The following is a 25,376-nucleotide window of genomic DNA, read 5'->3' as shown; positions in this document are numbered from 1 at the left end:
AATCGACGGGTCCGGAACCCGAGACGACGTGAGTCGAACACGTGTTCTAGGATCGGCGGTATAGCTGCTGGTCAGGGAGGTGTGGGTGAGTCAGGCACCGGTGCGCACCATGCTGCTCTGGTGCCCGGACTGGCCGGTGGTCGCGGCCGACATCGTCGACGGGATCTCCGCTGCCACCCCGGTCGCGGTGCTGCACGCCAACCGGGTCGTCGCCTGCTCCGAGGCGGCCCGGGCCGACGGCGTACGCCGGGGGCTGCGCAAACGCGAGGCACAGAGCCGCTGCCCCCGGCTGACCGTGCTGGACCACGACCCCGGCCGGGACGCGCGCGCCTTCGAACCGGTGGCCGCCGCCGTCGAGGAGGTCGTCGCCGGGGTCGAGCTGATCCGGCCGGGCGTGTGCGCGGTCGCCGCCCGTGGCCCGACCCGCTACTTCGGCGGCGAGGAGCAGGCCGCCGAACGGATCGTCGAACACGTCGCCCAGACCTGCGCGGTGGAGAGCCAGCTCGGCATCGCCGACGGGGTCTTCGCCGCCGGACTGGCGGCCCGCTCCGGGCGGATAGTCCCACCCGGCGACACCCCCGGCTTCCTCGCCGGGCTGCCGGTCGAGGCACTGGGCCGGCCGACCCTGGTCGACCTGCTGCGCCGGCTCGGACTGCGTACCCTCGGTGACTTCGCGGCGTTGCCGGCCGGGGACGTACTGGCCCGGTTCGGCTTCGACGGGGCGCTGGCCCACCGGCTGGCCGGCGGCCGGGACCACCGGGCGCTCGCGGTTCGGCGCCCGCCACCCGACCTGGCGGTGACCGAGACGTACGACGACGACCCGCTCGACCGGGTCGACGCCGCCGCGTTCGCCGCCCGGGCCCTCGCCGAGCGGCTGCACGACAGACTCGCCGGACACGGCCTGGCCTGCACCCGGCTCGGCATCGAGGCGGTCACCGCACACGGCCAGGAACTGCACCGGGTCTGGCGGCACGACGGGCTGCTGACCGCGTCGGCGATCGCCGACCGGGTCCGCTGGCAGCTCGACGGCTGGCTCTCCGGGACCAGCCGGCGTCCCGGCGCCGCCCGCCCCGGCCCGGCCCGGCCGACCGCCGGCATCATCCGGCTGCGGCTGGTCCCCGACGGGGTGCTCGCCCACCTCGGCCTGCAACCGGGCCTCTGGGGCGAGACCGGGGAGGAACGCGAGCGGGCACACCGGGCACTGAACCGGGTGCAGGGTCTGCTCGGCCCCGAGGCGGTGGGCACCGTGGTGCTCGGCGGCGGTCGCTCCCCGGCCGAACAGACCCGGTTCGTGCCGTGGGGCGACGAACGGGTCCCCGCCCGGCCGGCGGCCCCGCCCTGGCCGGGGCGGCTGCCGGCACCGGCGCCCACCGTCGTCCTGCCCGAGCCGATGCCGGCGACCGTGCTCGACGCCACCGGCGAACCGGTCCGGGTGACCGCTCGGCTCGAGGTCAGCGCCCCGCCGGCCCGGCTGGAGATCGGTATCCCGGCCGCCGGTCCGCGGACCGGCGGTGCGGCCACCGCCGGCCGGGCCGGCGAGATCGTCGGCTGGGCCGGCCCGTGGCCGGTCGACGAACGCTGGTGGGCCCCGGCCGAGGCCAGCCGGCGGGCCCGGTTCCAGGTCAGCCTCGCCGACGGTACGGCGCTGCTGCTCGCCCTCGCCGGTGGCCGCTGGTGGGTGGAGGCGATCTATGACTAGTCAGCGCGGCCGGGGGAGCCGATGAGTTTCCACAACCCGGACATGCCCTGGTCGGAGCTGGAACGGGCGCTCTCCGGCCGACCCGCCGGACGCGGCGGACACCTGCGGGTGGTCGACCCGCTCGCGGCCGACGAGGCCGACGGCGGCGACTCGCCGGCCTGGACCCGGCGGCGGCCCGGGTATGTCCCACCGGAGCCCACCGCACCGGTCGAGGGCGCGGTGCCGTACGCCGAACTGCACGCGCACACCAACTTCAGCTTCCTCGACGGGGCCAGCCACCCGGAGGAACTGGCCGAGGAGGCGACCCGGCTCGGGCTGACCGCGCTGGCGGTGACCGACCACGACGGCTTCTACGGTGTGGTCCGGTTCGCCGAGGCGGCCCGGGCACTGCGGCTGCCCACCATCTTCGGCGCCGAACTCTCCCTCGGGCTGCCCGGACCGCAGAACGGGGAACCGGACCCGCTCGGCCGCCACCTGCTCGTCCTCGCCCACGGCCCCGAGGGGTACGCCCGACTCGGCCGGACCATCGCCCGGGCCCAACTGCGCGGCGGGGAGAAGGGCCGACCGGTCTACGGGGAACTGGAGGAGATCGCCGGGGAACTGCGCGACCACGTACTCGTGCTCACCGGATGCCGGAAGGGTCACGTACCGGCGGCGCTGCTCACCGAGGGGGTCGAGGCGGCGGCCCGCGAGTTGGACCGGCTCACCGCGCTGTTCGGCGCGGAGACGGTGGCGGTGGAGCTGACCGACCACGGCGACCCGCACGACGGCGACCGCAACGACGCCCTCGCCGAACTCGCCGCCGTGGCCGGGCTACCGACCGTGGCGACCAACAACGTGCACTACGCCACCCCGGCCCGCCGCCGGCTGGCCACCGCGCTCGCCGCGGTCCGCGCCCGGCGCAGCCTGGACGAGATCGACGGCTGGCTGCCCGCCGCCGGCACCGCGCACCTGCGCAGCGGGGCCGAGATGGCGGCCCGGTTCGCCGCCTACCCCGGGGCGGTGGCCCGGGCCGCCGAGTTCGGCGCCGAGCTGGCCTTCGACCTCAACCTGGTCGCCCCCCGGCTGCCCGACTACCCGGTGCCGCCCGGACACACCGAGATGAGCTGGCTGCGCAAGCTGACCATGGACGGCGCCCTGGAACGGTACGGGCCGCCCGAGGCACACCCGGACGCGTACCGGCAGCTCGAACACGAGCTGAACATGATCGAGACGCTCGGCTTCCCCGGCTACTTCCTGGTGGTCTACGACCTCGTCAGGTTCTGCCGGGACAGCGACATCTACTGCCAGGGCCGGGGCTCGGCGGCGAACTCGGCGGTCTGTTACGCGCTGCGGATCACCAACGTGGACGCCGTCCGGCACCATCTGCTCTTCGAACGGTTCCTCGCCCCGGAACGGGACGGGCCGCCGGACATCGACGTCGACATCGAGTCCGACCGCCGGGAGGAGGTGATCCAGCACGTCTACGCCAGGTACGGCCGGGAGCACACCGCCCAGGTCGCCAACGTCATCTCGTACCGGCCCCGGTCGGCGGTGCGGGACGTCGCCAAGGCGTTCGGCTTCTCGCCCGGGCAGCAGGACGCCTGGAGCAAACAGATCGACCGCTGGGGCCCGGTCGCGACGGTTGACGTCCAGGACATCCCGGAGCACGTCGTCGCGTACGCCAACGAACTGCAGACCTTCCCCCGACACCTGGGCATCCACTCCGGCGGGATGGTGATCTGTGACCGGCCGGTGATCGAGGTCTGCCCGGTGGAGTGGGGGCGGATGCCGGGCCGCACCGTCCTGCAGTGGGACAAGGACGACTGCGCCAGCGTCGGACTGGTCAAGTTCGACCTGCTCGGCCTCGGCATGCTGTCGGCGCTGCACTACGCGTACGACATGATCGGCTCCTCCCTCGACCTGGGCGAGATGTCGCTGGACGACCCCGAGGTCTACGAGATGCTCTGCCGGGCCGACTCGGTCGGGGTGTTCCAGGTGGAGAGCCGGGCCCAGATGGCGACCCTGCCCCGACTCAAACCCCGGGAGTTCTACGACCTGGTGGTCGAGGTGGCGCTGATCCGACCCGGCCCGATCCAGGGCGGCTCGGTGCACCCGTACATCCGGCGCCGCAACGGGCAGGAGCCGGTGACGTACCCACATCCGCTGATGCGCAACGCCCTGGAGAAGACCCTCGGGGTGCCGCTGTTCCAGGAACAGCTGATGCAGCTCGCGATCGACCTGGCCGGCTTCGACGCCGGTGGCGCCGACGAGCTGCGCCGGGCGATGGGCTCGAAACGCTCCGCCGAGCGGATGGCCGCGATCCGGGACCGGCTCTACGCCGGGATGGCCGAACGCGGCATCGTCGGCGAGGTCGCCGACGACGTCTACCTCAAGCTCTCCGCCTTCGCCAGCTACGGCTTCCCGGAGAGTCACGCGATGAGCTTCGCCTACCTGGTGTACGCCAGCTCCTGGCTGAAGCGCTACCACCCGGCGGCGTTCCTGGCCGCCCTGCTGGGCGCCCAGCCGATGGGGTTCTACTCACCGCAGACCCTGGTCGACGACGCCCGCCGGCACGGTGTCGAGGTACGCCGTCCGGACGTCAACGCCAGCGACGCCAGGGCCAAGCTGGAATCCACCCCGCAGACCCGGTGGGGCAGCGCGCCGGGTGAACCACCACACCGGTGGGGGCTGGGCGGGCCGGCCGTCCGGCTCGGACTGTCCGGGGTGCGTACCCTCGGCGACGACATCGCGGAGAAGATCGAGGCCGAGCGGACCGCGCACGGGCCGTACCGGGACATGCCGGACCTGGCCCGCCGGGTCGGACTGACCGCCGCCCAGCTGGAGGCGCTCGCCACCGCGGACGCGTTCGCCTGCTTCGGGCTCTCCCGGCGGGCGGCGCTCTGGGCGGCCGGCGCGGCGGCCCAGGCCCGACCGGACCGGCTGCCCGGCACCGTCGCCGGGGCGCAGGCGCCGACCCTGCCCGGGATGGACGCCGTCGACCGGCTGGTCGCCGACGTCTGGGCGACCGGACTCTCCCCGGAGAGCCATCCGGCCCGGTTCGTCCGGGACCAGCTCGACGCGGTCGGCGCGGTGCCGATCGCGAAACTGGGCCAGGTGGAACCCGGCCGCAGGATCCGGGTCGGCGGCATCGTCACCCACCGGCAGCGGCCGGCGACCGCCGGCGGGGTCACCTTCCTCAACCTCGAGGACGAGACCGGCATGCTCAACGTCGCCTGCTCACCCGGCCTCTGGCAGCGCTACCGCACGGTCGCCCGCAACAGCGCCGCCCTGGTGGTGCGCGGCCGTCTTGAGAGGTACGACGGGGTGACCAACCTGACCGCCGACCGGCTCGACCCGATCACCCCGCCGGTCAGCCCGGCCTCCCGCGACTTCCGGTAAGCCCTGTGGCACCGGTTCTTGTGTGTGGAACCCTGTCCCGACAGCCGTAGGTCACCGGGCCTTTCCCGGGGCGACGCGGTTGCCCCGACACAGGTATCCGACGGTGCCGACGACAAAGAGCCCGACCGCGACCAGCCACGAGACCTCCACGGTGGAGGGCTGCACCGGCCAGGCCCACACTCCGGCGGCGCCGCCGACCTGCCGGGGTGTGGCGGCGTAGACGGCGCAGACGTACCCGAACGCGACAACCCAGGCCAGCCGGGCGCCGAGCAGCACTGCGGCCCCGGCGACCAGGCCGGCACAGCCGAGGGTGTTGCGCACCAGGGCGTACGCGCCGAAGACCTCGGGCCTACGCAGCCCGCCCAGCACCAGCGTCCCGCCGATCAGGGTGGCGCCGAGCAGGACGTGTCCGAGCCGCCACCGGGGCCAGGGCAGTGGGATGCCGCGTTCCAGTTCCTCGTCGGCCCCGCCCAGGGTCGGGGCGAGCAGCGTCGCGCCGAGCAGCGGGGCGAGCGCGACGACCGGGATCCGGGCGGCCGGGCCGTCGAAGTACGGGCGACTGGCCAGCCAGTTCCCGCCGAGCCAGGCCAGTACCGCGACGACCCCGACCCCGACCAGGAACGTCGGAGCGCCCCGGGCCCGCAGGTGCAGCCGGAGCAGTCGACCGGTCACCACAGCTCCTCCCAGAGCCCGATCAGGCGCGGCACGTCGCAACGGCTGGCGGCGGCCAGGTACGCCCCGAACCAGACCCGCTGCCGGTCCACCGGAAGCGCGTGGAGTCGGGCCAGCGACCTGGCCTGAATGTCATCGGGAAGCGGAACGGCGCCCTCGGGCGGTGCTTCCGAGCCGAACAGCCAGTCGTCCGCCACACTCGTCGTGCGATAGATCCGCTGGTCGGGGTCGCCCCGTTGGTAGTCACAGCGCGGGTAGACGAGTTGGGAGAACTGGCTGCGGAGCCAGTCGGGTCTGGCCAGGCCGGTCCCGAACGCCGTCGGCTGGCCATCCAGGCTCAGCCAGAGCGTCCCGTCGCGTAGCCAGCGCGGGCTGTCGGCCGGGTCGACCACCCGGCCGGGCGCGGCGTCGGCCCGTTGGGTGAACTCGTCGGCGGCCCGGGTCGGCGCGCCGGGAATCCCGGTCAGCCGGAGCAGCACCGGCTGGGTGATCGGCGCCACCTCGTCGAGGAGGAACGCGTTCATCCTGGCCACGCAGACCTCCGGCCCGGTGGTGGTGCAGACCGGCTCGGCCGCACCCGGCTCGGCCGGAAGCCGATGGCGCCCCGGACCGGTGCCGAGCGGCACCGCCACCGCGACCGCGAGTACGCCGCAGACCAGCGCCGCCATCCGCATCCGGGCGGCGAGGGCGAGCAGTGTCCCGGTCAGCGCCACGAACCAGCCCGCCTGCAGCAGGTGGAGGCCCTCCGGCAGACGCAGCCCGGCGAGAAGGTTGTCGTGCAGCGGGGAGAGCCAGTTCCACCCGGAGCCTTCCAGGTAGCCGGGGATGGCGAGCCCGACATAGGTGAACAGCCCGGCGATCGGGGCGGCCACCCGCAGCGGCACCGTCCGCCCGATCAGCACCCCGAACGCGGTGGCAGCCCAGAGCCCGAGGAGGCCGACGACAATCGTCCACCACCAGCCGCCACCGGCGTACGTGGCGACCCGGCCGACCAGCACCGCCGCCCCGGCGAACGCGAGCAGCAGCCCGGCGGTGCCGGCGAGCGAGACCGCCAGCCAGGCCACCACCAGCGGCTGCCACGCGGGCCGGGGTGTCGAGTCGAGCATCTCGGCCATCCGGCGGCGTCGTTCCCGACCGGCCTGCCAGGCACCGGCGGCGACCATCAGCGCGCAGAGGACCAGCATCGACACCCGCAGGTAGCTGGCGAGCCCGCTCCACCGGCCGCCCCAGTCCTCCGGATGCGCGGCCAACATCCAGACGCCGGCACCGAACATCACCAGGGCGGTCGCCGGCGCCGTACCCCGGCGAAGCTCGACCCGCAGCGGACCGGTCACCGCCAGCCGAGCGGGCCGTCCGTCCGTGGTCAAGTCGTCCGGGCCGCTCACGGGCGTTCCGCCCGGGCGCCACGCAGCACCGCCGTGTAGCCGCGTTCGATCGGCGAGTCACCGCTGCCACCGTCGACACCGGCCGCGACCAGCTCCTCGGTCGTACCGGTGAAGGCGAGCCGGCCGCCGTCGAGCAGACTCACCCGGCTGCAGGCGGTGCCGACGTCCTCGACAAGGTGGGTGCTGACCAGTACGCACGCGTCGACCCCCAGTTCCCGTAGCAGGGCCCGGAACTCGACCCGCTGCTCCGGGTCGAGGCCGGCGGTCGGTTCGTCGAGCAGCAGCAGTCGCGGGTCGTTCACGATCGCCTGGGCGATCCCGGCCCGGCGCAGCATGCCGCCGGAGAGGTGCTTCATCCGGTCGTCGGCCCGGTCCAGCAGCCCGACCCGGTCCAGCGCCCGGTCGACCGCGAGCGGCACCTCGGCCCGGGGGAGCTCCCGCAACCAGGCGAAGTACTCGACGAACTCCCGCACGGTGAACCGGGGGTAGAAGCCGAAGTCCTGCGGCAGGTAGCCCAACCGGCGGCGGATCCGCCGCAGCGCCGCCCGGTCGGTGACGTCCCCGTCGAGCAGCCGGACCCGGCCCCGCTCGGGGCGGGCGACGGTGGCCAGCACCCGGATCAGGGTGGTCTTGCCGGCGCCGTTCGGCCCGAGCAGTCCGTGCACGCCAGGGGTCAGCGCCAGGTCCAGTCCGTCGAGGACAACCCGACGGCCGTACCCGACCCGCAGCCCGCTGACGTTGACCGTGAGCCCGATGTCTGTTCCGACCGTCATCCCGTCACCTCTCCACTCATCCGATTCCGGGTCAGCCGGGGCCCGGTCACCATCAGCGCCACGGCCACCGCCGCCGCGGTCAGCCACCCCGGCACGGCCGCCGGGGCGACCAGCCGGTCACCGCCGACCGGTGCCAGCACCAGCAGCGCCCAGCCGACGGCCACCCCGATCCCGGCCCGGTACGGCTCGACCACCGCGCCGAGCCCGAGGGTCAGTACGGTCAACGTCAGGCAGGGCAGCAGCCACAACCCGGGTACGCCGATCCCGGAGACCGCCCCGGCGGCCAGGCTCACCGGTACGGCGACCGCCAGCACCGACAGGGTCCGCCACAGCACGATCCGCAGCCCGGCGTACGGCGTACTGGCGACGAGGTCGTGCAGCGGGTCGGTGTGCCGGCCGTACGACGACGCGACGCCGAGCACCGGCAGCACCGGTGCGGCCAGCAGCAGCACCCAGGGTTTCATCGGCAGGATGTCGGTGGCGACCGCCGCGACCAGGGCGAGGGTGACTGCGACCGAACCGACCCAACCGGCCCGGGCCGCCGGCCCGGCGCCGAGCAGCACGGCACTGCGCCGCCATCGGGTCCCCGGCCGGGCCCGTCCCTGCACCGGGAGCCGGTCCCGCAGCGCGGCACCGACCTCGTCGACGAGGTGGACGGTCGCCTCGTCCAGCGGCAGCCGCCCCCGGCAGGCCGGGCAGCGGTCCAGGTGCGCCTCGACCGACCAGGCGTCGACGTCGGCGAGCCGGTCCTCGGCGTACGCGCGGAGCACCACGTCGGCCAGGTGCATGCCCCTCACGACAGGGCCGCCCGCAGTTCGCGCCGGGCCCGCATCGCCCGGGTCTTGACCGTGCCCTCCGGCACCCCGAGCAGGACGGCGGTCTCCCGGACGGTCAACCCGTCGAGGACCGTTGCCTGCAGCACCGCCCGCAGTTCGGGGGAGAGCCGACGCAGCGCCTGGGCCAGCTCCCCGTCGTACGTCCTGCGCATGGCCTCCTCCTCCGCGGACGGTGACCGGACGAGTTCCGCCCACGGCGACCGGCCCTCGTCGAGTTCGTCGGTGCCGGCGGCGGTCTTCGGCCGGGCCAGTGCGCGCCGGCTGGCGTCGATCAGACGCCGGGCGGCGATGGTCCAGACCCAGCCGACGACCTCACCACTTCCCCGGTAGCCGTCCGCCGCCCGCCAGACCGCGAGGAACGTCTCCTGGAGCAGGTCGGCGACGAGTTCCGGGTCCCGGCACCGGCGGCGCAGCCGCAGGGTCAGCCAGGGCGCGTGCCGGGCGTAGAAGACCTCGAACGCCCGTCGGTCGCCGGAGCCGACGCGGCGCAACAGCTCCTCGTCGCCGAGTTCCATCACGTGACGGTAGGACGCAGCCGGCGCCGGAACGGTTCTCCGCCCGCCCCCGGCGCGTCCGGGTGAGCCCGCCAGACCGTGTCCCCTGACGGTCGGCGATCCGGGTTGTGCCGGGTGGCTTAGGCTCCTCGGGTGGAGCGAACAGAGAACCGGTCGGGTGACCTGACGACCGGTCGCCCGCTCTCGGGCGGCGGACCGCAGGCCACCCCTCGTACCGCCCTGGTCTGGGCGGTGCTGCGCCGCGAACTTGACCAGCAGGCCGACGGCCGCCAGCTCAGTGTGCTCGACGTCGGCGGCGGCACCGGCGGGTTCGCGGTGCCGCTGGCGGAGGCGGGCCACCGGGTGACGGTGGTCGACGCCAGTCCGGACGCGCTCGCCGCGTTGACCCGACGCGCCGCCGAGGCCGGGGTCGCGGACCGGATCTCGGCCGTGCAGGGCGACGGGGACGCGCTCGCCGACCTGGTCGAGCCGGCCAGCGTCGACCTGGTGCTGTGCCACGCCGTACTGGAGGTGGTCGACGACCCGGCCCGGGTGGTCGCGGCGATCGCCACCGCGCTGCGCCCGGGCGGCGCGGCCAGCCTGCTGGTCGCCAGCCGGGCCGCCGCCGTGCTCAGCCGGGTGACCAACGGGCACCTCGACGTCGCCGCCGCGCTGCTCGCCGACCCGGACGGCCGCTCCGGACCGCGGGACACCCTGCGCCGACGGTACGACGCGGAGAGCGCCGCCGCGCTGCTGCGGGACGCCCGGCTCACCGTGGAGCAGACCCACGGGGTACGGGTCTTCGCCGACCTCGTTCCGGCGGTGGCCGCCGAGACCGACCCGCAGACCCTGCTCGACCTGGAGTTGGCCGCCGCCGCGCGACCCCCGTACCGGGACGTTGCCGCCCAACTGCACCTGTTCGCCCGCCGGCCGGCATGACCGGGCCGCTCGGCGGCGCGGATCCGTTCGCGCCGGTCCACCCGCACTACCACGGTGGCAGCCTGGCCGACGTGCTGCCGAGCGCGCTGGCGGTGCTCGGCGGCACGTCCGGTGCCGGCCGGGCGGCCCGGTTCACCGACCCGCTGGGGCTGACCGGCCCGCTGACCGGGGTACGCCGGATCGCGGTCCTGCTGCTCGACGGGCTCGGCTGGTACCAGCTTCCGGTCGCCGCACCGTACGCGCCGACCCTGGTCGACCTGGCGCACCGGTACGGCCGGCCGCTGACCTCGGGTTTCCCCTCCACCACCCCGACCAGTCTGGTGACCCTGGGTACCGGCGCGACCCCCGGCGCCCACGGGGTCCTGGGGTTCCGGGTGAACGTGCCGGGAACCGACCGGGTGCTGACCCACATCGACTGGCCGAAGGCGCCGGTGGCCGGGCCCGGGTTCCCCGGCGGTGGTCCGGCGTCCCCGGTCGGCGGGCACCGTCCGGGGGCGACCTGGCCGCCGACCGGCGCGCCGGAGTCAACCGGTGCGCCGGAGCTGACCGGTGTCGAGGCGCCGACCGGTGCCGAGGTCCCGACGGGTGCGGAGGAGCCGACGGGGGCCGAAGTGCTGACGGGCGCCGAGGAGAAGCCGAGGTTGGCGGCGGCCGGGGAGGACGAGCCTGACCCGCGCCGGTGGCAGCCGCTGCCGACCCGGTTCGAGCAGGCCGGGGCGGCCGGTGTCACCACCACCGTGGTGAGCCGTCCGGAACTGGCCCGGACCGGACTGAGCCTGGCGGCGTACCGGGCGGAGGCGCACCGGGGCGCGGCCGACGCCGACGCGCTGGCCACCGAGATGCTCGCCGCGCTGACCGACGGGGACGGCCCGACCCTGGTCTACGGCTACCACCCGGACGTGGACCGGTACGGGCACCGGCACGGGATCGACTCGCCGCAGTGGCGGGACGCGGTCGCGGTGGTGGACCGGCTGCTGGCCCGGTTGGTCGACGGGTTGCCGGCGGACGCCGCCCTGCTGGTCACCGCCGACCACGGGCAGTTGGACATCCCGGCGCAGGGGCGGCTCGACCTGGACACCGATCCGCGGTTGCGGGCCGGGACCCGGGTGATCGCCGGGGAGGCCCGGGTGCGGTACCTGCACACCGAGCCGGGCGCGCGCGACGACGTACGGGCCACCTGGTCGGAGCTGCTCGGGCCGGACGCCTGGGTGGTGACCCGGGAGGAGGCGGTCGAGGCCGGCTGGTTCGGGCCGGTGCCGGAGGCACACCTGCCCCGGATCGGTGACCTGGTCGCCACCTGCCTGGGCACGAATGTGGTGGTCGCCTCGGTGGAGAACCCGATCGAGGCGGGACTCGTCGCCTACCACGGCTCCTGCACCGCCACCGAGATGACGATTCCGCTACTGACGGTTCGTTCGCCGCACCGCCGCTGACCACCGCCGGGCCGGCCCGCGTCGGCTGGGCGGCCCCGGCCCGCCGTCCCGGCCCGCCGTCCCGGCGATGCCGCCTCCGGATGCCGGACTCCTCGCGAGCCGGGTCCGCGGATCCCAAAATATCGTCAGCCTTCAATGTAAATGCTCCCCGGACCTGGCGGTGCCGGTAGGACTGCTCTACCGTCTGGACATGGTTTCGCGTCGATCCGTCCTGCGGGCGGTGCCGCTCGCAGCTGCCGCCCTCGCCGCCGTCCCAACTGCTCCCCGCCGGCTCGGCCGGGCCTCCATCTCGACCGATCCGGTACGCGTACCTCCCGACCCGGCCACCATGCAGGCCGCCGCGACCGCCGTACGCGGTTTCACCGCCGACCTCTACCGCGAACTGGCGTCGACCCGGGTGGGCGGCAACGTGGTGTGCGCCCCGTACTCGGTCGGGCTCGCGCTCGCGATGACCAGGGCCGGTGCCGGCTCGACCACGGCGGACGAGATGGATGCCGTGCTGCACGCGCCGGACCCGCGACCCGGCACGCTCGACAGCGGGTTGAACACCGTCGACCAGCTGCTCGCCGACCGCTACCAGGACGGCGACGGCACCAAGCAGCCCCGACTGACCACGGCCAACGCCCTGTGGACCCGGCTCGACCTGGAGCTGCGAGCCGGGTTCCGGGACACCGTGGCCGGCTACTACGGTGCCGCGCCCCACCCGGTCGACTTCCGCGGTGCGCCGGACGCGGCTCGTCAGGAGATCAACACCTGGGTCTCCGACCGGACCAACACGAAGATCCCGGAGCTGCTGCCGTCCGGCGTGGTGGGCTCCGACACCAGTCTGATCCTGACCAACACGACGTACCTGATGGCAGCCTGGTTGTACCCGTTCATCGCGGCGGCCACGACGGCGCAACCGTTCACCCGCGACGACGGCACGATCGTCGACGTTCCGGTGATGAGCGGACCGTTCGACCCGATGGGCTACCTCGAGGGAGACGGGTGGCGTGCGGTCGACGTCCCGTACGCGGGCGGCGGGCTGGCCATGGCCATCGTCATGCCGACCCGTGACGATCTCGCCGCTGTCGAGGCGAATCTCGACGTGACGTGGCTGGGTGCGCTGTTGACCGGGTTCCGGTCCGCCACCGTCCAACTGCGCCTGCCCCGGTGGACGTTCCGGCTGCCCGCCGAGCTGGGGGCCGCGCTGAGCAGCCTCGGCATGCCCACCGCGTTCACGCCGGCGGCCGACTTCACCGGCATGAGCACCGATCCGTCCCTGTGCATCGACGACGTGGTGCACGAGACGTTCATCGCGGTGGACGAGAAGGGCACCGAGGCGGCAGCCGCGTCGGCCGTCATCGTCCGGCCGCCGTCGATTCCACAGGGGCCGCAGTTCTTCGTCAACCGGCCGTTCCTGTACGTCATCCACGACCAGACCACCGGCGTACCGCTGTTCCTCGGCAGGGTCCACGACCCGCTGGTCACCGGCCCGGCCTGACCGGAGCGCGCCCGGTCGAGCGGTGGGCTGGCCGCCCGACGAACCCGGTGGCCGGCCCAGGACGTGCCGACTACCTCGGGTAGCAGCCGGCGCGGTCACGTCACCCCTGGTCAGGGCGACCACGACCGGGGTACGGGCCGCCTGGTCGAGGCAGTGCTCAGGACCGGGTTCGGTGGGGCGGGCTCGGCGGTGGTGCCGGCGACGCCGCCCCAGCGGTCCCGGCAGGCGTAGGAGAGGCTGGCGTGGATCCAGTTGCCGTCGTTGTCGCGCAGCACCGCCAGCCGGCAGTGCCGGCACGAACTGACCCGGGGGTACGGCGGCACCGAGGCGGCTCCGGTCGCGCTCACCGACGCTCTCCCTGGTTGCCGTCAGTCCTGTCTTCCGCCCGGTCGCCGGTCGGTTCGTTCTCGTCCCAGCAGAGGCCGCCGGCGGTGCTCTCCCGGTGACAGCCGGAGTGGTCGGTGGCGCGGATGCAGGTGACGCCGACGGGGCCGGGCCGGCCACAGCTCACCGGCTCCAGGTGGTTCCACTGGTCGGCCCGGGAGAGCAGCGCCGGGCTGACGCTCAGCTCGGGCCGGAGCACCACCAGGGCTTCGGCGTACGCGGCCGCCTTGCCCCGGGCGACCCGCAAACTGCTCGCCGGAAAGGTCAGGTGCAGGGTGTAACGCCGACGGATGTCGCCCGCGTCGATCGAGCGGAGTCCGAGGCTGGAACCGTCACCGGCTGCTGACCGGGAAGCCTGGTCCGCCGAGGCGCCAACGGGGTCGGGTGCACCGGCGGCGCCGGGTGGGTTGAGTGCGTGGGCGAGCGCCGACCGGACCGCCTCCGAGACGTCCGCCCGGTCCAGCGCCGCGAACAGATCGGCGTACGGATCGGACGGTGCACTCCGGTCGGTCGATGCGGGTCGCCGCCGTTCCCGGCGTGACCGGTCAAAGTGCGGCGAGCTGTTGTTTGTCACGCGTACCTCCAGGCCATCCAAGGGGCCGACAGTCCACAGCAGATGTTGATCGTGATGAGTGTCGACGGCGCTACGCAGAGCATGGAGGACGGCAGTCGGTTTTGCAACGTCACAAGTCAAGATTCAGTAGAACAAGCTAAGTGTTGTGCGTTGACTCGCCGATGTGCTCCGGCAAGAATCGATGAATCTTGTTGAAGGGAGCAAGGCGTTGGCGCAGATTCCCAGCCCGACGATCAGGGCTCGACGGCTACGACGCGAGCTGCGGCGAATCCGCGACCGAGCCGGGCTGATTGCCGAGGATGTCGCGGCGGGCCTCGGTTGGCACCGGACCAAGGTGATCCGGATCGAGCTTGGCCACTCGCGCGTGACGCTGAACGATGTCCAGAACCTGCTGACCCTCTACAAGGCCACGGACGAGGAGCAGGAGTCGCTGACCGCGCTGGCGCGGCAGGCCAGGCAGAAGGGCTGGTGGAACGCCTACGGCGACGTCCTGCCCGACGACTACGTCGGCTTCGAGGCAGAGGCCGAGTCGATCAGCACCTTCCAGAGCCTCTACATACCCGGGCTGCTGCAGACCGAGGAGTACGCCCGCGCGATCATCCGTGCCGGCCGCTCCACGGCCGACCCCGACGAGATCGACCGGCGGGTCGCCGCACGGACCGCGCGAAAGGCGTTGCTGTCCCGGGATACGCCGCCGAACCTCTGGATCGTGCTTGACGAGGCTGCGCTCCGGCGCGTCGTCGGTGGCCCGGATGTGATGCGGGCGCAGGTCGCTCGCCTGATCGAGGCGTGCGCCCGACCCACGATCGAGATCCAGATCCTGCCGTTTGCCGCCGGAGCGCACGCCGCGATGGGCGGTCCCTTCACCATCCTCGACTACGCCGAACCGACGCTCGACCCCACCATCGTCTACGTCGACAACGACGCCACCACCGCACTGCTCGAAGAGGAGGAGCAAGTGACGCGGCATAGACTCATCTTCGACCACCTGCGGGCCAAGGCACTCGACCCGGACAAGGCCGGTGACTTCCTGGCCCGGGTGGCGAAGGAGTACCCCAGCCAGTAGTCGAAGGAGCCCGATGACCGCCACCGACCTGGATCGCGCCGTCTGGCGGAAGAGCAGCCGCAGCAGCGCCAGCGGTTCTGACTGCGTCGAGGTTGCCGAGATGGCTCAAGCGGTCGGCGTACGGGACTCGAAGGATCCGGCTGGGCCGGTGCTCCGCTTCTCCCCGTACGCCTGGGCCAGCTTCACCGGCGGCCTTCGCAACCAGGGATCGGCGTCACGCTGCTCCTGAGCGATCCTTCTGCGTACGGGCTGATTTTTGCAGGTAACGGAGCAGGGCAAGCACGATCAGTGTGAGCAGGGCACCGAGCAAACAGGCGCCCGCGTACGGATAGGTGACGGCCAGGACCGCGACGGCGATGAGGCCCATGTAGATCGCCAGGCCGGCGAGGGGTGGCAGTATGGCCCGCCAGCCGTTCGGCCGTCGGGTCGACTCTTTGCCGGTCTCTGCCGGTCGGCGTGGATCGATCAGGAACATGGCCACCCCCGTTGATGAGGGTAGATGTTTCGCGGTTGTCTGTGGGCCCCTGAGCTCGCGTCCGTAGGGCGTCCGTAGGTTCGATGTGTCATGGTCAGGGCATGCCCTTCGAGGACGAGACAGCCCGCTTCGACTGGTCTCGCATCCCGACCTACCTCGGCTACGCCGAAATGTTGCCCGGCGCTGTGCGAGCCCTGATCACGGCTCCGGACAGCGCCGAGGCCGACCGGCTCGGCACCTGGATCGAGCGCGTTCTCCTGTCGGTGGCGGGCCCCTGCGAGGGCTGTGCGCCGGTTGCCACCGTCCTGGTCGTGGCACTGCCCGAGATGACACCGGCTGGCCGCAGTGTGGCCTTGGACCTCTTGACGCTGCTCGGCGCCGCCGAGATCACCGGACCTCCGCACGAGCAGATTGGACGGGTCGACGTTGCGGAGATCCGGCAGGCGGTCGCGGCCGGCTTCCACCATTACGTCTCGGTGCTCCAGACCGAAGCCTCCTCGGACAACGACGTCCACACCTGCGTCGGCCTTGTGGAGATCGCGGCATTCCACGATCCCAGCCTTGCGGCAGCCGCGATCAGGGCCCTCGGAGCGGTCCGGACCGGCGGCCGTTCCTCGGGCCTGGCTGCTCTGATCGACAGCACAGTCGCCGATCTGACCGAGCTTTCCCACACTCCCCAGGGGCGGCGCGCATCCTGACATCAACACGAGTCGTCCTGGGTTTCACGGCAGGCTCATGCGGCGTTCGGCTATCCACCGTCGATGAATCTCGACGGGGCGGTTGTGACCGCATTCGATGCTGTTGCCGGCGCTGTCGGTGACTGTGGCGTAGAAGTCACCATGCTCCACCCACACCGCCATCTGCTCGATGCCGTCGGCCTGGTAGACCCCGTCCGCCCAGGTGACGACGGAGAACACGACTCGTCGCCGTGATAGTCGGTCTCGATGTGGAACGTCTCTCCCGGCCGAAGCCATCGATCTTCGCCGAGCGGCTCCAGCCACAGCAGGAGCCAACCGGCATAGTCGATCCGGACGCTCATCATTGCCATGGCCGCACGGTAGCGGTCTGGCACTCAGAACCGTGCCACGGCGCAGGGTCGGCGGATGCTCACGTCTCGACGCGGAGCCGGCTGTCACCGGTACGGAGCCACAGCTGGCCGTCGCGTCCCTGGTCAAGGCCAGTTCAGCCGAACAGTGACGGCCGTTAGGATGGCCGGAGCCTTCCCGCCCATCCCCGCTTTCCGCCGAAGGCACGGTGTACGACGACATGGACGAGACGTCGCTCGACTGGTACGACGACCGCGCGGCATCCCAGGAATTTGGCGTGGTCCGCCTCTATCTGGACTTCGGCGGTGACTTCGCCCGTGTCCGGCCGGTGCTCCAGGCATGGTATGACGAGGCGGTCGACCTACTGGTGCCCGAGTTGGGCGCTGGGACGAGGGCGCCGAGGTCTGGTCGAGCAGTGGACGAAGCCGGGCGGGGCGCCGGCAGACGACAGGTGAGCGCCTGGAGCGACGCACTGACGGACAACTTCTGCCAGATTTCCTGGGGCTGGTCAAACAGACGTCGGGAATCGGCGCTGGACCTGTACGTCTTCCGCTTCGCCTATCCGGACCACGTCATGCTTCAGGCTAACGTGTCCCTGCGTGACCAGCCGGGCCGGCTGACCGAGTTGGCGCCCAAGTTGCAGGAGTTCCTGCGCAGGGTCGCGGACTCGACCGACCCCGCGTACGGCGAGGTGTCCCTCGACGGCGGAGCTGTCAGCGCCGAGACACTCTTGGACATGGGGCTGTACCGCATCAGGACGGACTCCGCGGCCGAGAGCAGGACGTTCCTGCGCGGCTACGAGTGGGTGACTATCTGTCCGCGGGAGCTGGCCGAACGCCTCGGCGGTGTGGCGGCGCTCACTTCCTGTGGAGCGTTCGCGGAGGTTGTGCCGTTGGCCGCCGGGGGTGTGTTGGTGCGGGCTGGCGACGCCGACGAGCCCTACCGGCCGGAGTCGATCCAGGTGGTCTTCCGGGCGTTGGCGCCGGTGCTGCCTCCCGGGCAGCCGCGTGGCCTGCCCGGGTACGACCTCAGTCGGCTCGTCTTCGCCGACGCGGCCCACCCGGATTCGGCGAACCCGGCTCCGGAGACGGCGGAGCCTGTGCTCGACGACGAGCAGACGCGGATGATCAGTGATTTCGCTGTCGAGGCCATCCGGAACGGGTGGCTAATCAGTGAGCCGCTGCCACCGGACCACCCGGGCGTGGCAGCGGGTCTACTTGACGGGCACGTCCGGATGGGACTGACCGAGGAGGGGCGCCAGCGTGCGGAGGAACTCTGAGCCTCGACGGCGACCCGGACCGTTGAGGTACCACGTCGTCACCCGGTCGGACCCTGGGTGGACAACCACGTCGGACAGGTAGCGGCCCGAACTGACTGACCTTGGCGGCAGGTCTGGAGGTGACGCGGACGAGTGAGGTGTCGAGGTCGATCTCATCGACGAAGTCAACGCCCGAGGACGATAATTGAGAAGATTCCACAACCCCCCGCCGCACCGGGTTCATCCGCCGATCGCCGGATTCCACCACCAGGCCGAGGTTAGCCCGTCGCGCTGGTTGGTGCTCTCGGGCCAGTTAGGGATCCGACCTGACGGACACGTGCCGGAGGACACGATCGAACAACTGGCCGTCGCGCTCGAAAACGTCCGACAAAACTTGCTGGCCGCCGACCTGCAGGTCAAGGATGTAGTAAAGCTGACCATTCACCTTGTCGGTGAGGTCGACATGGATCGGCTGCGAGTTGAGCTCGCCCGATGGCTCGGCAAACACGAACCGACCCTGACCATCCTGTTCGTCGCCGGGCTCGTCGGCCCCAGCTTCCGGGTACAGGTGGAGGCCCTGGCCGCGGCTTACTGATGAGCCAACTGGGTTGGCTCCGTACTTGCGACGTCGCCGCGATCGGTCAGGATCTCTGAGGCTTGGTTACTCGCCGGCACGTAGGCTGCGCGGCGTGCTTGACGGTCCTGACGCGGTCGCCTGGGGCGAACTGTCGCACGCGTACGGCAGCGCGCACGACACTGCGACGCTGCTGCGGGCACGGTTTATCCGGCCACGGTAGCTGCCGTGCCGTTTCTGGTGGAGCTTGCCGCCGGGGCCACGCACGGTCGTGCCGATCTCGTCTGGACTGTGGGCATGCTTGCCGACGACCGGCATGCCTACGGCGACAGCTTCCCGCAGGTACGCGCCGCGGTGGCCGCCCAGTTGGAACGACTGGTGGCACTGCTCGGCGACGCCGACGCCCGGATCCGCGAAGCGGCGGTCTACGCCACCGCGCGGGCGGGGGTGAACCGCGACCCGCTGTGGCGGCGGTGGGCGGTGGAGGACAAACCGGCGGTACGGGCGTCGTTGGCGCTCGGACTGGGCGAGGTGGATCCCGGCGGCGCCGAAGCGGTGTTGGGTGACGCCGCCCTGCACGCTGAGCCGCCGGTCAGGGTGGCCGCCGCGGTGGCACTGCTGCGGGCGGGCCGGGACTGGCCGGCCGGCACCATCCCCGCGCTGGTCTCCGCGATCGACGACGCTGCCACTGTCGCCTGGGCCTGGGCTCGTGGTGGGCAGTGGCCGGAGGAGATCGTGGTGGCGCCGTCCACCCCGGTGGCGGTCGCGGTGGCCGAGCACATGCTGCGCTCCGGCAATCCGAAAACCCGCAGGTCCGGGCTCTGGGCACTGAGCGCGCGGTGTGATGCCCGACGTTCGGCGCCGTCGGTGTTCGTACCACTGGTGGCGCCCCTGCTCGACGACCCCGACCCGGAGGTACGCCATCGGGCGATGGACGTGTTACGCCAAGGCGGCGCCGCGGCGGGGCAGTTCGCCGACGTGGTGGCGGAGGTCGCAGCCTGCTTTCCCGACACGGCTGGGCAGCGCGGATTCACCGTCGAGTACCGGGCGGTCGAGACGTTGCACCGCCTGGGCGACCCGCGCTGGGTCGAGCCGGTCTGCGCGGCGGCGGCCCGAGGCCACCACCCCCGGTTTCTCCCCGGCGCGGTCCGCCGCACGCCGGCGGTCCTGGCCGCGGTGCGGGAGCGGCTGGTCGCCGAACCGGCATCCGCCGAGACGCTGGCCGGGCTGGTCGGGCACTGGGGTGCCGAGGCCGAGGTTCTCGTGCCAGCCCTCCTCGCCGCGATGCCGTACGCCGGTCCGCAGATCGCCGAGACGTTGCTCGACCTGGGTCACGACGACCAAGCCGCCGTGCCGTACTGGCGGACGCGGGCATCGGAGTCGGGTGACCTGCGGGCGGCCCTGGTGGTGCACCGGCTGACCGGGGAGACCGACGCGGTGCTCGACGCCCTACGCGCCATCCTGGCCGGAGACGCGCGGGCACCACAAACCCCCAGCCCTGATCTCGATGAGCCTGGTACGGCTTTGGCGCCGTTGCTGCCGGTCGCGGCGACGTATCTGACCGGTGCGGCCGAGCGGATCCATCCGCAGCGGGACAAGCAGGTCCTGGCGGCGCGGGTGGTGGCGGCCGTGGCCGGACCGGAGCGGGTGCTGCCGACGGTGGAGGCGATCCTCGTCGCCGGAGACACGCCCGCGCGGGGCGCCGCTGACCTCGTCGCCGACCTTGCGTACCCGTTTCGGACGGCGGTCGCCCACCTGGCACCACAGCTACGTGGCCGGCTGGACGACCGGCGAAGCAGGCTGTCCGCGGCCCGGGCCCTCGCCGGTCTCGGCGTACCGGCGGCAGAGTTGGCTGAACCCCTGAGTCGTGGGATCACCGACTACGGCGGCCGGTTCGCCCTTCCGATCATTCTGGAACTGCGCGCGGTCGAGACGATTCCTGCCCTGGAAGAATTCCTCGGCCGGGACGAGCGGCCCGTCGTGGCGGGCGGTGCCGACGACGTCGTCTGGGCCGACGAACTGTTCCAGGAGCAGATCAGATCCACCATCGAGCGCCTACGCGGTAGATAGGTGGTCCCGGCGGCTCTGGTGGCGGTGATCGATTACCGTACTCCTTGATCGTTTACCGGAGCCGGGGGTGGGTGTCGTGACAGATGTGCGGCCCGAGTCGTTGGACGGGAGCGCGAACACCCTGCTGGAGTTGGCCGGCCTGCTGCAGGCCGGGCGGCCGGAGCCCAGCCTCGCCGGCCGGGTCGCGACGCCGGCGGCGCACCCGGAGGTGGCCGACAAGACGAAAGCCTTCGCCGAGTTCGCGCAGGACCAGTACCAGGACGTGGTGGCGCTGCTGACGGCGTTGTCGACCAAGCTGAAGGTCGCCGCCGACGGCTACACCAGGGTCGACGCGGCGGCACAGCAGAAGCTGGACTCCTTCCTCACCAACTCCACATACCGGCCGGCGTGACGCCATGACATACCGGGACGAGGTCAGGTACATCGAGCAGATGCAGCCGCACCTGGTCGACATCGCGGCCGAGGACTTCAAACGGGTGGTACGCCTGATCGACTCGGCCGTGCCCACCCTGGAGCAGGTCCGGGGCACGACCGAGTGGACCGGCCAGGGCAAGGACCTGTTGGACCGCCGCCTCAGGGAGGCCGATCTGCTCCTGGAGGCGCTCCGCAACGGCTACGACAAGGCCGGCGGGGCACTCGACGACTACGTGACCGCACAGACCGAGGCCAAGCGGCTGGTCGCCGAGGGCGTACGGGTCGAGGGCGCGCTGGGTAACCTGATCCGGCACATCGAGGATCCCGGCCCCGAGCCGATGAAAACGTGGAACGACGTGCGTGGTACGCAGGGATTCTTCGACTGGATCGGCGAGATCGGCACCGGTGACGACGTCGAGAAGATTCGCGCCGAGGCCGACCGTCTGTTCGACGAGGCGAGCGACTACTACCAGCGGGCGAAACGGACCGAGACCGAGGCCCGCGCCGAGATCGTGCCCGCGCTCGGGTCGGCCCGGGCCAATCTGCCCGACTTCCTGGCCGACAGTAGCCATGCCCGGGCCGTCATCGACGGTGTGCCGGCGTTGCAGCAGGAGATCTACCAGGCGGCCAGGGACCCCAACGCCCGCCGGCCCGGCGAGGCCATCCTGGGCGAATACCAGGTCGCCGAGGACACCGGAAAGGAGATGTTCCCGGGAGCGCCACTGAACTGGTTCGTGGACGAGCGTGAGGTCACCGCGTCCGAGGCGGCGATCCTGCGGGAGTTGCAGGACCGGCACGGTGCCCTGGGACTGAAGAAGTTCCAGGAGATCCACGACGAGGCGTTCACGGTGGCGGACGCACGGTTTGTCTCCCCGGACCAGAACGACGACCACAACGACGCCTTCCGGCACGCCTACTGGAACGCGCGGCTGACCCAGGAGTTCGGCGAGGACTGGACGAAGCGCTTCACGACGGCGCACGAGTCCCTGCCGGGTAACCCGGCTGCGCGTGAGGCCATGGATCTGTACAACAACGAGGTCGGACGTTCGGTGGCGGTGGCGAACCCGGACGTCTCGCCCCAGGAACTGGCGGACAAGGTGCAGGAAGCCGTCCGGCAGGGACGTACGGTGGTCATCGGCGGTGACGGCCAGTTGGACTACAGCGACCAGATCACCACCGAGGACACGGGCAAGCCCGAGAACAGAACCCTGCCGGGCCATCCCCAGCCAGGGAAGCAGACCGATTCGTGATGCGCAGAAGGACGATGCTGGCGGCCCTGCTGGTGCTGCCCGTCGTGGCAGCGTGTGAGAAGGAGAGCCAGCCGATGACCCCGCAGTCCGACAGGGACCTCGACGCCAAGCTCGCCGAACTGCGGGACAGCGGCGGTTCGGCACCCCTGCGCACCCTCACCTCGTTCGACTGGGACGCCGTCTACTGCTACTACGAGGGCGCACGCGCCGACGACGTCAACAACGAGGTGGGGGAGACGGTCCTCAGGGCCGGCAGCCGGCTGATGGTGACCGGTGCCCTGGCCGTGTTCACCAGCGGTGGCACGGTGACCAGGGTGCTGGTCGTCCCCGAGCTTGTCTTCACGCCCGGCCGGCAGCCCGCCGGCACCGGTGTGCTGGTCGAGAAGGGCATGAGCCTCGTCAACCCGGGTTAGCGAACTGGCTGTCAGTCTCCGACCCGGTGCCCGTGGCCGTGTCCTCCGACCCGCTCTACGCGGCCGTGTCGCCGAGCGCGACCAGTACGTCCCGAAGGGCGTCGACGGCGGCGCGGGTGGTCTGCGGTGCCACGTCGCGTAGTGCGGCGGCCTGTGCAGTGCTGGCGGCGCGTACCGCCTCCTCGGCCATCCTGACTCCGCTGGCCGAGAGTCGTACCCATGAGCTGCGGGCGTCGGCCGGATCGGGGTCGCGTTCGATCAGGTCCGCGGCGGCGAGGCGACGTAGCACGTTGCTGGTGCCACCGGAGGTCAGTACGAGGCGTTGGGTCAGCACCGACGGGCGCAGCCGGTAGGGCTCTCCGGACGCCCGGAGCACGGCGAGGATGTCGTACTCCGCCTTGGTCAGGCCCAGCCGCGTCAACGTCGCCTCGACGGGGGCGTTGAGCAGGGCGGCCAGTCGTGCTGCGCGTTTGCTCAGCTCCAGTTCGATGCCGGCCACGCCGGGCAGTTCCCTGCCCCACGCGTCGGCGATCTCGTCAACGGTGTCCCTGGCCACCAGCACATCCTACTTGCGTTCGAAAAGCTTTCCGGATAGCTTTTTCGAAAGCTTTCCGGGGGAGGAAGAATGGACCTATTGATCAGGGGTGGCCAGCTGGCGTCGGGAGACCGCGCCGACATCCTCATCGACGATGGCGAGATCATCGCCGTCGGCTCCGTGCCGGTCGCGGAGACGGTCGAGGTGATCGACGCCGACGGGCTCGTGGTCGTGCCCGGCTTCGTCGACGGGCACCGCCACGTCTGGCAGGCGCCGCTGCGCGGAATCGGCCCGGACATGACCCTGCCCGCGTACCTGACCGTAGTGCTCGGCCGGGCCCTGAGCAGCTATGGACCCCAGCAGGCGTACGACGCCACACTGCTCGGTGCGGCCGAGGCCCTCAACGCCGGCATCACCACCGTCTTCGACTGGAACAACGCGACCCGCACCCCGGGGCACACCGACGCGGTGCTGGACGCCTACACCAGGGCCGGCATCCGCGCCGTCGTGGCGCACGGCAACCCGGACGACGAGCGGGACGTACGACGGGTGGCGGCCCTGCGTGGCCGGGTCACCGCCGGGCTCGCGATCCTCGGCACCGACTACGGTCCCTGGGACGAGGCCGTACGCCAGATAGAACTCGGTCGACAGCTCGGCCTCGTCGTCTCCATGCATGCCAGCGGTGGACACAACTCGCCGCTGCGTCGCATGAACGAGGCCGGCCTGCTCGGCCCGCACCTCCAACTCGTCCACGTCAACAACATGACCGACGACGACGCGAAGCTGCTGGCCGACAACGGCGTCGGTGTCATCGTGACCCCGATCGTCGAGGCAACCATGGGCCACGGCGCATCCTGCTTCAGCCGGTTCGCGGACGCGGGCGGCCGGGCCGGCCTCGGTACCGACGTCGTCGTCAACGCCCCGGCCGACCTGTTCGAACCGATGCGCGACACGCTCCGATCACATCGGGCCCACACCGGCACCATGTATCCGGCTGGCAGCATCCTCGCCGCCGCCACCGTCGACAGCGCATCCGCCATCGGCCTCGGCGACGTCGTCGGGACGATCGCCGTAGGCAGACGAGCGGATCTTGTCCTGCTCGACGGCCTGACGCACCTGCTCGGGACCGGAGAACTCGCCGGGGCGGTCGTCACCGCGCTTGGCCCCGCCGACGTCCACACGGTTGTGGTGGACGGGCGCGTCGTCAAACGCGACGGGCACCTTGTCGGACTCGATCTGGCCCAGCTGCGGCGCTCGACCGCCGAACTCGCCCGCCAGGCGAGGTAGCTCGGGCTGTGGAGGGTCGTGACCGGGGTGAGGCGGCCGGCCTCGGCATGGGCGCGAGTACGTCGAGGTGTTGCCGGCTGGGCACTGCATCGAGGGTGACGATGCGGTGTCGTACGAAGGGTGCCAGCAGTCCCTACGTGCCGTCCAGGAGGCGCGCGGGCAGCACACACGCCGAACTCCGGTCTCGGCGAGCTTCGTGCCGCTCTGGCACCCCTGCTGCCCGTCGGCGCCCGCTCTGCTTCAATCGTTACGACGATCAAGAAGGAAGTGGGTACTCCGTGACGCCAGAACTCCAGGAGCAGGAAGAACGCCTCCAGTTCGACCGCTTCGACCACGACGACGCCTGGGAACTGGGAAACCTGCTCGTCCGGCTGGCCCGGGAACGCGGCCTCGCGGTCACCGTCGATATCCGCCTCGGCGACCATCAGCTCTTCCACTGCGCGCTTGCCGGCACCACGGCCGACAACGACGACTGGATCGAGCGCAAGATCCGGGTCGTCCGACGGTTCGGGCACAGCTCCTACCTTGTCGGCCAGAGCTTCCGGGACCGTGGTACCACCTTCGAGGAGCAGACCCCGCACCTCGACCCGGCCCGCTACGCCGCGCACGGCGGCTGTTTCCCGATCATTCTCCGGGGCACCGGCCCGGTCGGCACCGTCACCGTCTCGGGCCTGCCCCAACTCGACGACCACCGCCTTGTCGTCGAGGCCCTCGACCTCTTCCTGAGCGCCCGGGCCGCCGCATAGCGCGAACCCGCGCGGCCCGGTCACACCAGAGGCCGCTAGTGTCGCGTAATTGAGATTTTTTGCGTGGCTTGGTGTTACTTCGTGGTGATTGACTCTGGCTCGTGGGGTTGACGCAGCAGCAGCGGGCTGAACTGTCCAGTCTGGTCGGTGACCGGCGGGTGGACGCGGTGGTGGCGGGGCGGGCGCGGA

General features: G+C 71.9%; 26 protein-coding genes. 16 read left to right on the top strand and 10 right to left on the bottom strand.

All coding sequences use genetic code 11. The features are described 5' to 3' along the window. Positions 1 to 109 precede the first annotated feature (109 nt). Complete coding sequence (locus ABGB21_RS10290; protein ID WP_347677694.1) at positions 110 to 1,699, top strand: DNA polymerase Y family protein; 1,590 nt, start codon at positions 110 to 112, stop codon at positions 1,697 to 1,699. 21 nt (positions 1,700 to 1,720) lie between these two features. After that, a complete protein-coding gene (locus ABGB21_RS10285) occupies positions 1,721 to 5,080 on the top strand; it encodes an error-prone DNA polymerase (RefSeq protein ID WP_347677484.1) in 3,360 nt (1,119 codons plus the stop codon). A 51-nt stretch (positions 5,081 to 5,131) separates the two neighbouring features. Here the strand turns inward: ABGB21_RS10285 and ABGB21_RS10280 are convergent, their stop codons facing one another. Genes ABGB21_RS10280 through ABGB21_RS10260 form a run of 5 tightly spaced genes read right to left on the bottom strand, consistent with a single transcriptional unit; the run spans position 5,132 to position 9,264 of the window. Next, entirely contained in the window at positions 5,132 to 5,752 is a 621-nt protein-coding gene (locus ABGB21_RS10280; protein WP_347677482.1) for a hypothetical protein, read from the bottom strand. Beyond that, positions 5,749 to 7,086, bottom strand: a complete 1,338-nt coding sequence (locus ABGB21_RS10275) for an ABC transporter permease (protein WP_347677692.1) — start codon at positions 7,084 to 7,086, stop codon at positions 5,749 to 5,751. The genes ABGB21_RS10280 and ABGB21_RS10275 overlap by 4 nt, the downstream gene beginning before the upstream one ends. Positions 7,087 to 7,133: 47 nt before the next feature. Next, positions 7,134 to 7,910 (bottom strand): ATP-binding cassette domain-containing protein, encoded by a 777-nt coding sequence (locus ABGB21_RS10270; RefSeq protein ID WP_347656369.1) that lies wholly within the window; start codon positions 7,908 to 7,910, stop codon positions 7,134 to 7,136. Next, the gene (locus ABGB21_RS10265; RefSeq protein WP_347677480.1) at positions 7,907 to 8,698 is read right to left on the bottom strand and encodes a zf-HC2 domain-containing protein; all 792 of its coding nucleotides are present in this window, start codon (positions 8,696 to 8,698) and stop codon (positions 7,907 to 7,909) included. The genes ABGB21_RS10270 and ABGB21_RS10265 overlap by 4 nt, the downstream gene beginning before the upstream one ends. A 5-nt stretch (positions 8,699 to 8,703) precedes the next feature. Further along, on the bottom strand, positions 8,704 to 9,264 hold the full coding sequence (locus tag ABGB21_RS10260; RefSeq protein WP_347656366.1) for a sigma-70 family RNA polymerase sigma factor: 561 nt from the start codon (positions 9,262 to 9,264) through the stop codon (positions 8,704 to 8,706). A gap of 159 nt (positions 9,265 to 9,423) precedes the next feature. On the opposite strand from ABGB21_RS10260, the gene ABGB21_RS10255 reads away from it, so the two are divergent. From ABGB21_RS10255 to ABGB21_RS10245, 3 genes are all read left to right on the top strand, one after another. Continuing rightward, positions 9,424 to 10,179, top strand: a complete 756-nt coding sequence (locus ABGB21_RS10255; RefSeq protein ID WP_347656461.1) for a methyltransferase domain-containing protein — start codon at positions 9,424 to 9,426, stop codon at positions 10,177 to 10,179. Continuing rightward, positions 10,176 to 11,612, top strand: a complete 1,437-nt coding sequence (locus ABGB21_RS10250) for a nucleotide pyrophosphatase/phosphodiesterase family protein (protein ID WP_347677478.1) — start codon at positions 10,176 to 10,178, stop codon at positions 11,610 to 11,612. The genes ABGB21_RS10255 and ABGB21_RS10250 overlap by 4 nt, the downstream gene beginning before the upstream one ends. A gap of 190 nt (positions 11,613 to 11,802) precedes the next feature. Continuing rightward, positions 11,803 to 13,095, top strand: a complete 1,293-nt coding sequence (locus ABGB21_RS10245; protein ID WP_347677476.1) for a serpin family protein — start codon at positions 11,803 to 11,805, stop codon at positions 13,093 to 13,095. Between the two features lie 110 nt (positions 13,096 to 13,205). Here the strand turns inward: ABGB21_RS10245 and ABGB21_RS10240 are convergent, their stop codons facing one another. Both ABGB21_RS10240 and ABGB21_RS10235 read right to left on the bottom strand, forming a co-directional pair. After that, entirely contained in the window at positions 13,206 to 13,442 is a 237-nt protein-coding gene (locus ABGB21_RS10240) for a hypothetical protein (protein WP_347677474.1), read from the bottom strand. Continuing rightward, the gene (locus tag ABGB21_RS10235) at positions 13,439 to 14,053 is read right to left on the bottom strand and encodes a hypothetical protein (RefSeq protein ID WP_347677472.1); all 615 of its coding nucleotides are present in this window, start codon (positions 14,051 to 14,053) and stop codon (positions 13,439 to 13,441) included. Before ABGB21_RS10235 ends, ABGB21_RS10240 begins: the two co-directional genes overlap by 4 nt. Before the next feature lie 208 nt (positions 14,054 to 14,261). Here ABGB21_RS10235 and ABGB21_RS10230 point away from each other — a divergent pair, with 208 nt between their 5' ends. Together ABGB21_RS10230 and ABGB21_RS10225 are read left to right on the top strand one after the other, a co-directional pair. Beyond that, entirely contained in the window at positions 14,262 to 15,119 is an 858-nt protein-coding gene (locus ABGB21_RS10230) for a helix-turn-helix transcriptional regulator (RefSeq protein ID WP_347656354.1), read from the top strand. Between the two features lie 13 nt (positions 15,120 to 15,132). Next, a complete protein-coding gene (locus tag ABGB21_RS10225) occupies positions 15,133 to 15,348 on the top strand; it encodes a DUF397 domain-containing protein (protein WP_347656352.1) in 216 nt (71 codons plus the stop codon). Here the strand turns inward: ABGB21_RS10225 and ABGB21_RS10220 are convergent. Beyond that, the gene (locus tag ABGB21_RS10220; RefSeq protein ID WP_347656350.1) at positions 15,334 to 15,600 is read right to left on the bottom strand and encodes a hypothetical protein; all 267 of its coding nucleotides are present in this window, start codon (positions 15,598 to 15,600) and stop codon (positions 15,334 to 15,336) included. The genes ABGB21_RS10225 and ABGB21_RS10220 overlap by 15 nt on opposite strands. 95 nt (positions 15,601 to 15,695) lie before the next feature. On the opposite strand from ABGB21_RS10220, the gene ABGB21_RS10215 reads away from it, so the two are divergent. Beyond that, positions 15,696 to 16,292, top strand: a complete 597-nt coding sequence (locus tag ABGB21_RS10215; RefSeq protein WP_347656348.1) for a hypothetical protein — start codon at positions 15,696 to 15,698, stop codon at positions 16,290 to 16,292. A 24-nt stretch (positions 16,293 to 16,316) separates the two neighbouring features. Here ABGB21_RS10215 and ABGB21_RS10210 read toward each other — a convergent pair whose 3' ends face one another. Then, complete coding sequence (locus tag ABGB21_RS10210) at positions 16,317 to 16,511, bottom strand: hypothetical protein (protein WP_347677470.1); 195 nt, start codon at positions 16,509 to 16,511, stop codon at positions 16,317 to 16,319. Positions 16,512 to 16,860: 349 nt separating this feature from the next. Between ABGB21_RS10210 and ABGB21_RS10205 the strand changes: the two genes are divergently transcribed. The 6 genes from ABGB21_RS10205 to ABGB21_RS10180 all read left to right on the top strand — a co-directional run bounded on the left by ABGB21_RS10205 (position 16,861) and on the right by ABGB21_RS10180 (position 22,619). Further along, entirely contained in the window at positions 16,861 to 17,919 is a 1,059-nt protein-coding gene (locus tag ABGB21_RS10205; RefSeq protein WP_347677468.1) for a hypothetical protein, read from the top strand. 184 nt (positions 17,920 to 18,103) lie between these two features. After that, on the top strand, positions 18,104 to 18,493 hold the full coding sequence (locus ABGB21_RS10200; RefSeq protein ID WP_347677466.1) for a RidA family protein: 390 nt from the start codon (positions 18,104 to 18,106) through the stop codon (positions 18,491 to 18,493). Positions 18,494 to 18,700: 207 nt separating this feature from the next. Continuing rightward, a complete protein-coding gene (locus tag ABGB21_RS10195) occupies positions 18,701 to 20,542 on the top strand; it encodes a hypothetical protein (RefSeq protein WP_347677464.1) in 1,842 nt (613 codons plus the stop codon). 76 nt (positions 20,543 to 20,618) lie between these two features. Then, a complete protein-coding gene (locus ABGB21_RS10190; RefSeq protein WP_347656340.1) occupies positions 20,619 to 20,933 on the top strand; it encodes a type VII secretion target in 315 nt (104 codons plus the stop codon). A 4-nt stretch (positions 20,934 to 20,937) separates the two neighbouring features. After that, complete coding sequence (locus ABGB21_RS10185; protein ID WP_347677462.1) at positions 20,938 to 22,206, top strand: hypothetical protein; 1,269 nt, start codon at positions 20,938 to 20,940, stop codon at positions 22,204 to 22,206. Beyond that, a complete protein-coding gene (locus ABGB21_RS10180; protein WP_347656337.1) occupies positions 22,206 to 22,619 on the top strand; it encodes a hypothetical protein in 414 nt (137 codons plus the stop codon). The genes ABGB21_RS10185 and ABGB21_RS10180 overlap by 1 nt, the downstream gene beginning before the upstream one ends. Positions 22,620 to 22,674: 55 nt before the next feature. Here the strand turns inward: ABGB21_RS10180 and ABGB21_RS10175 are convergent, their stop codons facing one another. Further along, complete coding sequence (locus ABGB21_RS10175) at positions 22,675 to 23,175, bottom strand: MarR family winged helix-turn-helix transcriptional regulator (protein WP_347656335.1); 501 nt, start codon at positions 23,173 to 23,175, stop codon at positions 22,675 to 22,677. 69 nt (positions 23,176 to 23,244) lie between these two features. Between ABGB21_RS10175 and ABGB21_RS10170 the strand changes: the two genes are divergently transcribed. After that, positions 23,245 to 24,441: an amidohydrolase family protein gene (locus ABGB21_RS10170; protein ID WP_347677460.1), complete on the top strand. Its 1,197-nt coding sequence runs from the start codon at positions 23,245 to 23,247 to the stop codon at positions 24,439 to 24,441. A gap of 278 nt (positions 24,442 to 24,719) precedes the next feature. After that, positions 24,720 to 25,187 carry a heme-degrading domain-containing protein gene (locus ABGB21_RS10165; protein ID WP_347656331.1) on the top strand — a complete coding sequence of 156 codons (468 nt, stop codon included), beginning with the start codon at positions 24,720 to 24,722 and terminating at the stop codon, positions 25,185 to 25,187. Positions 25,188 to 25,376: the final 189 nt, after the last annotated feature.

It is taken from the genome of Plantactinospora sp. B24E8, assembly GCF_039871735.1.
Taxonomy (GTDB): Bacteria; Actinomycetota; Actinomycetes; order Mycobacteriales; family Micromonosporaceae; genus Plantactinospora.
This window is presented reverse-complemented; position numbering and strand designations above follow the sequence as displayed.

Bases quoted from the DNA above. Each gene is read 5' to 3' on its own strand.
- ABGB21_RS10270 (WP_347656369.1), bottom strand. From the start codon at position 7,910: ATGACGGTCGGAACAGACATCGGGCTCACGGTCAACGTCAGCGGGCTG.
- ABGB21_RS10250 (WP_347677478.1), top strand. From the start codon at position 10,176: ATGACCGGGCCGCTCGGCGGCGCGGATCCGTTCGCGCCGGTCCACCCG.
- ABGB21_RS10265 (WP_347677480.1), bottom strand. From the start codon at position 8,698: ATGCACCTGGCCGACGTGGTGCTCCGCGCGTACGCCGAGGACCGGCTC.
- ABGB21_RS10215 (WP_347656348.1), top strand. From the start codon at position 15,696: ATGCCCTTCGAGGACGAGACAGCCCGCTTCGACTGGTCTCGCATCCCG.
- ABGB21_RS10205 (WP_347677468.1), top strand. From the start codon at position 16,861: ATGGACGAGACGTCGCTCGACTGGTACGACGACCGCGCGGCATCCCAG.
- ABGB21_RS10285 (WP_347677484.1), top strand. From the start codon at position 1,721: ATGAGTTTCCACAACCCGGACATGCCCTGGTCGGAGCTGGAACGGGCG.
- ABGB21_RS10245 (WP_347677476.1), top strand. From the start codon at position 11,803: ATGGTTTCGCGTCGATCCGTCCTGCGGGCGGTGCCGCTCGCAGCTGCC.
- ABGB21_RS10290 (WP_347677694.1), top strand. From the start codon at position 110: ATGCTGCTCTGGTGCCCGGACTGGCCGGTGGTCGCGGCCGACATCGTC.
- ABGB21_RS10185 (WP_347677462.1), top strand. From the start codon at position 20,938: ATGACATACCGGGACGAGGTCAGGTACATCGAGCAGATGCAGCCGCAC.
- ABGB21_RS10225 (WP_347656352.1), top strand. From the start codon at position 15,133: ATGACCGCCACCGACCTGGATCGCGCCGTCTGGCGGAAGAGCAGCCGC.
- ABGB21_RS10170 (WP_347677460.1), top strand. From the start codon at position 23,245: ATGGACCTATTGATCAGGGGTGGCCAGCTGGCGTCGGGAGACCGCGCC.
- ABGB21_RS10180 (WP_347656337.1), top strand. From the start codon at position 22,206: ATGCGCAGAAGGACGATGCTGGCGGCCCTGCTGGTGCTGCCCGTCGTG.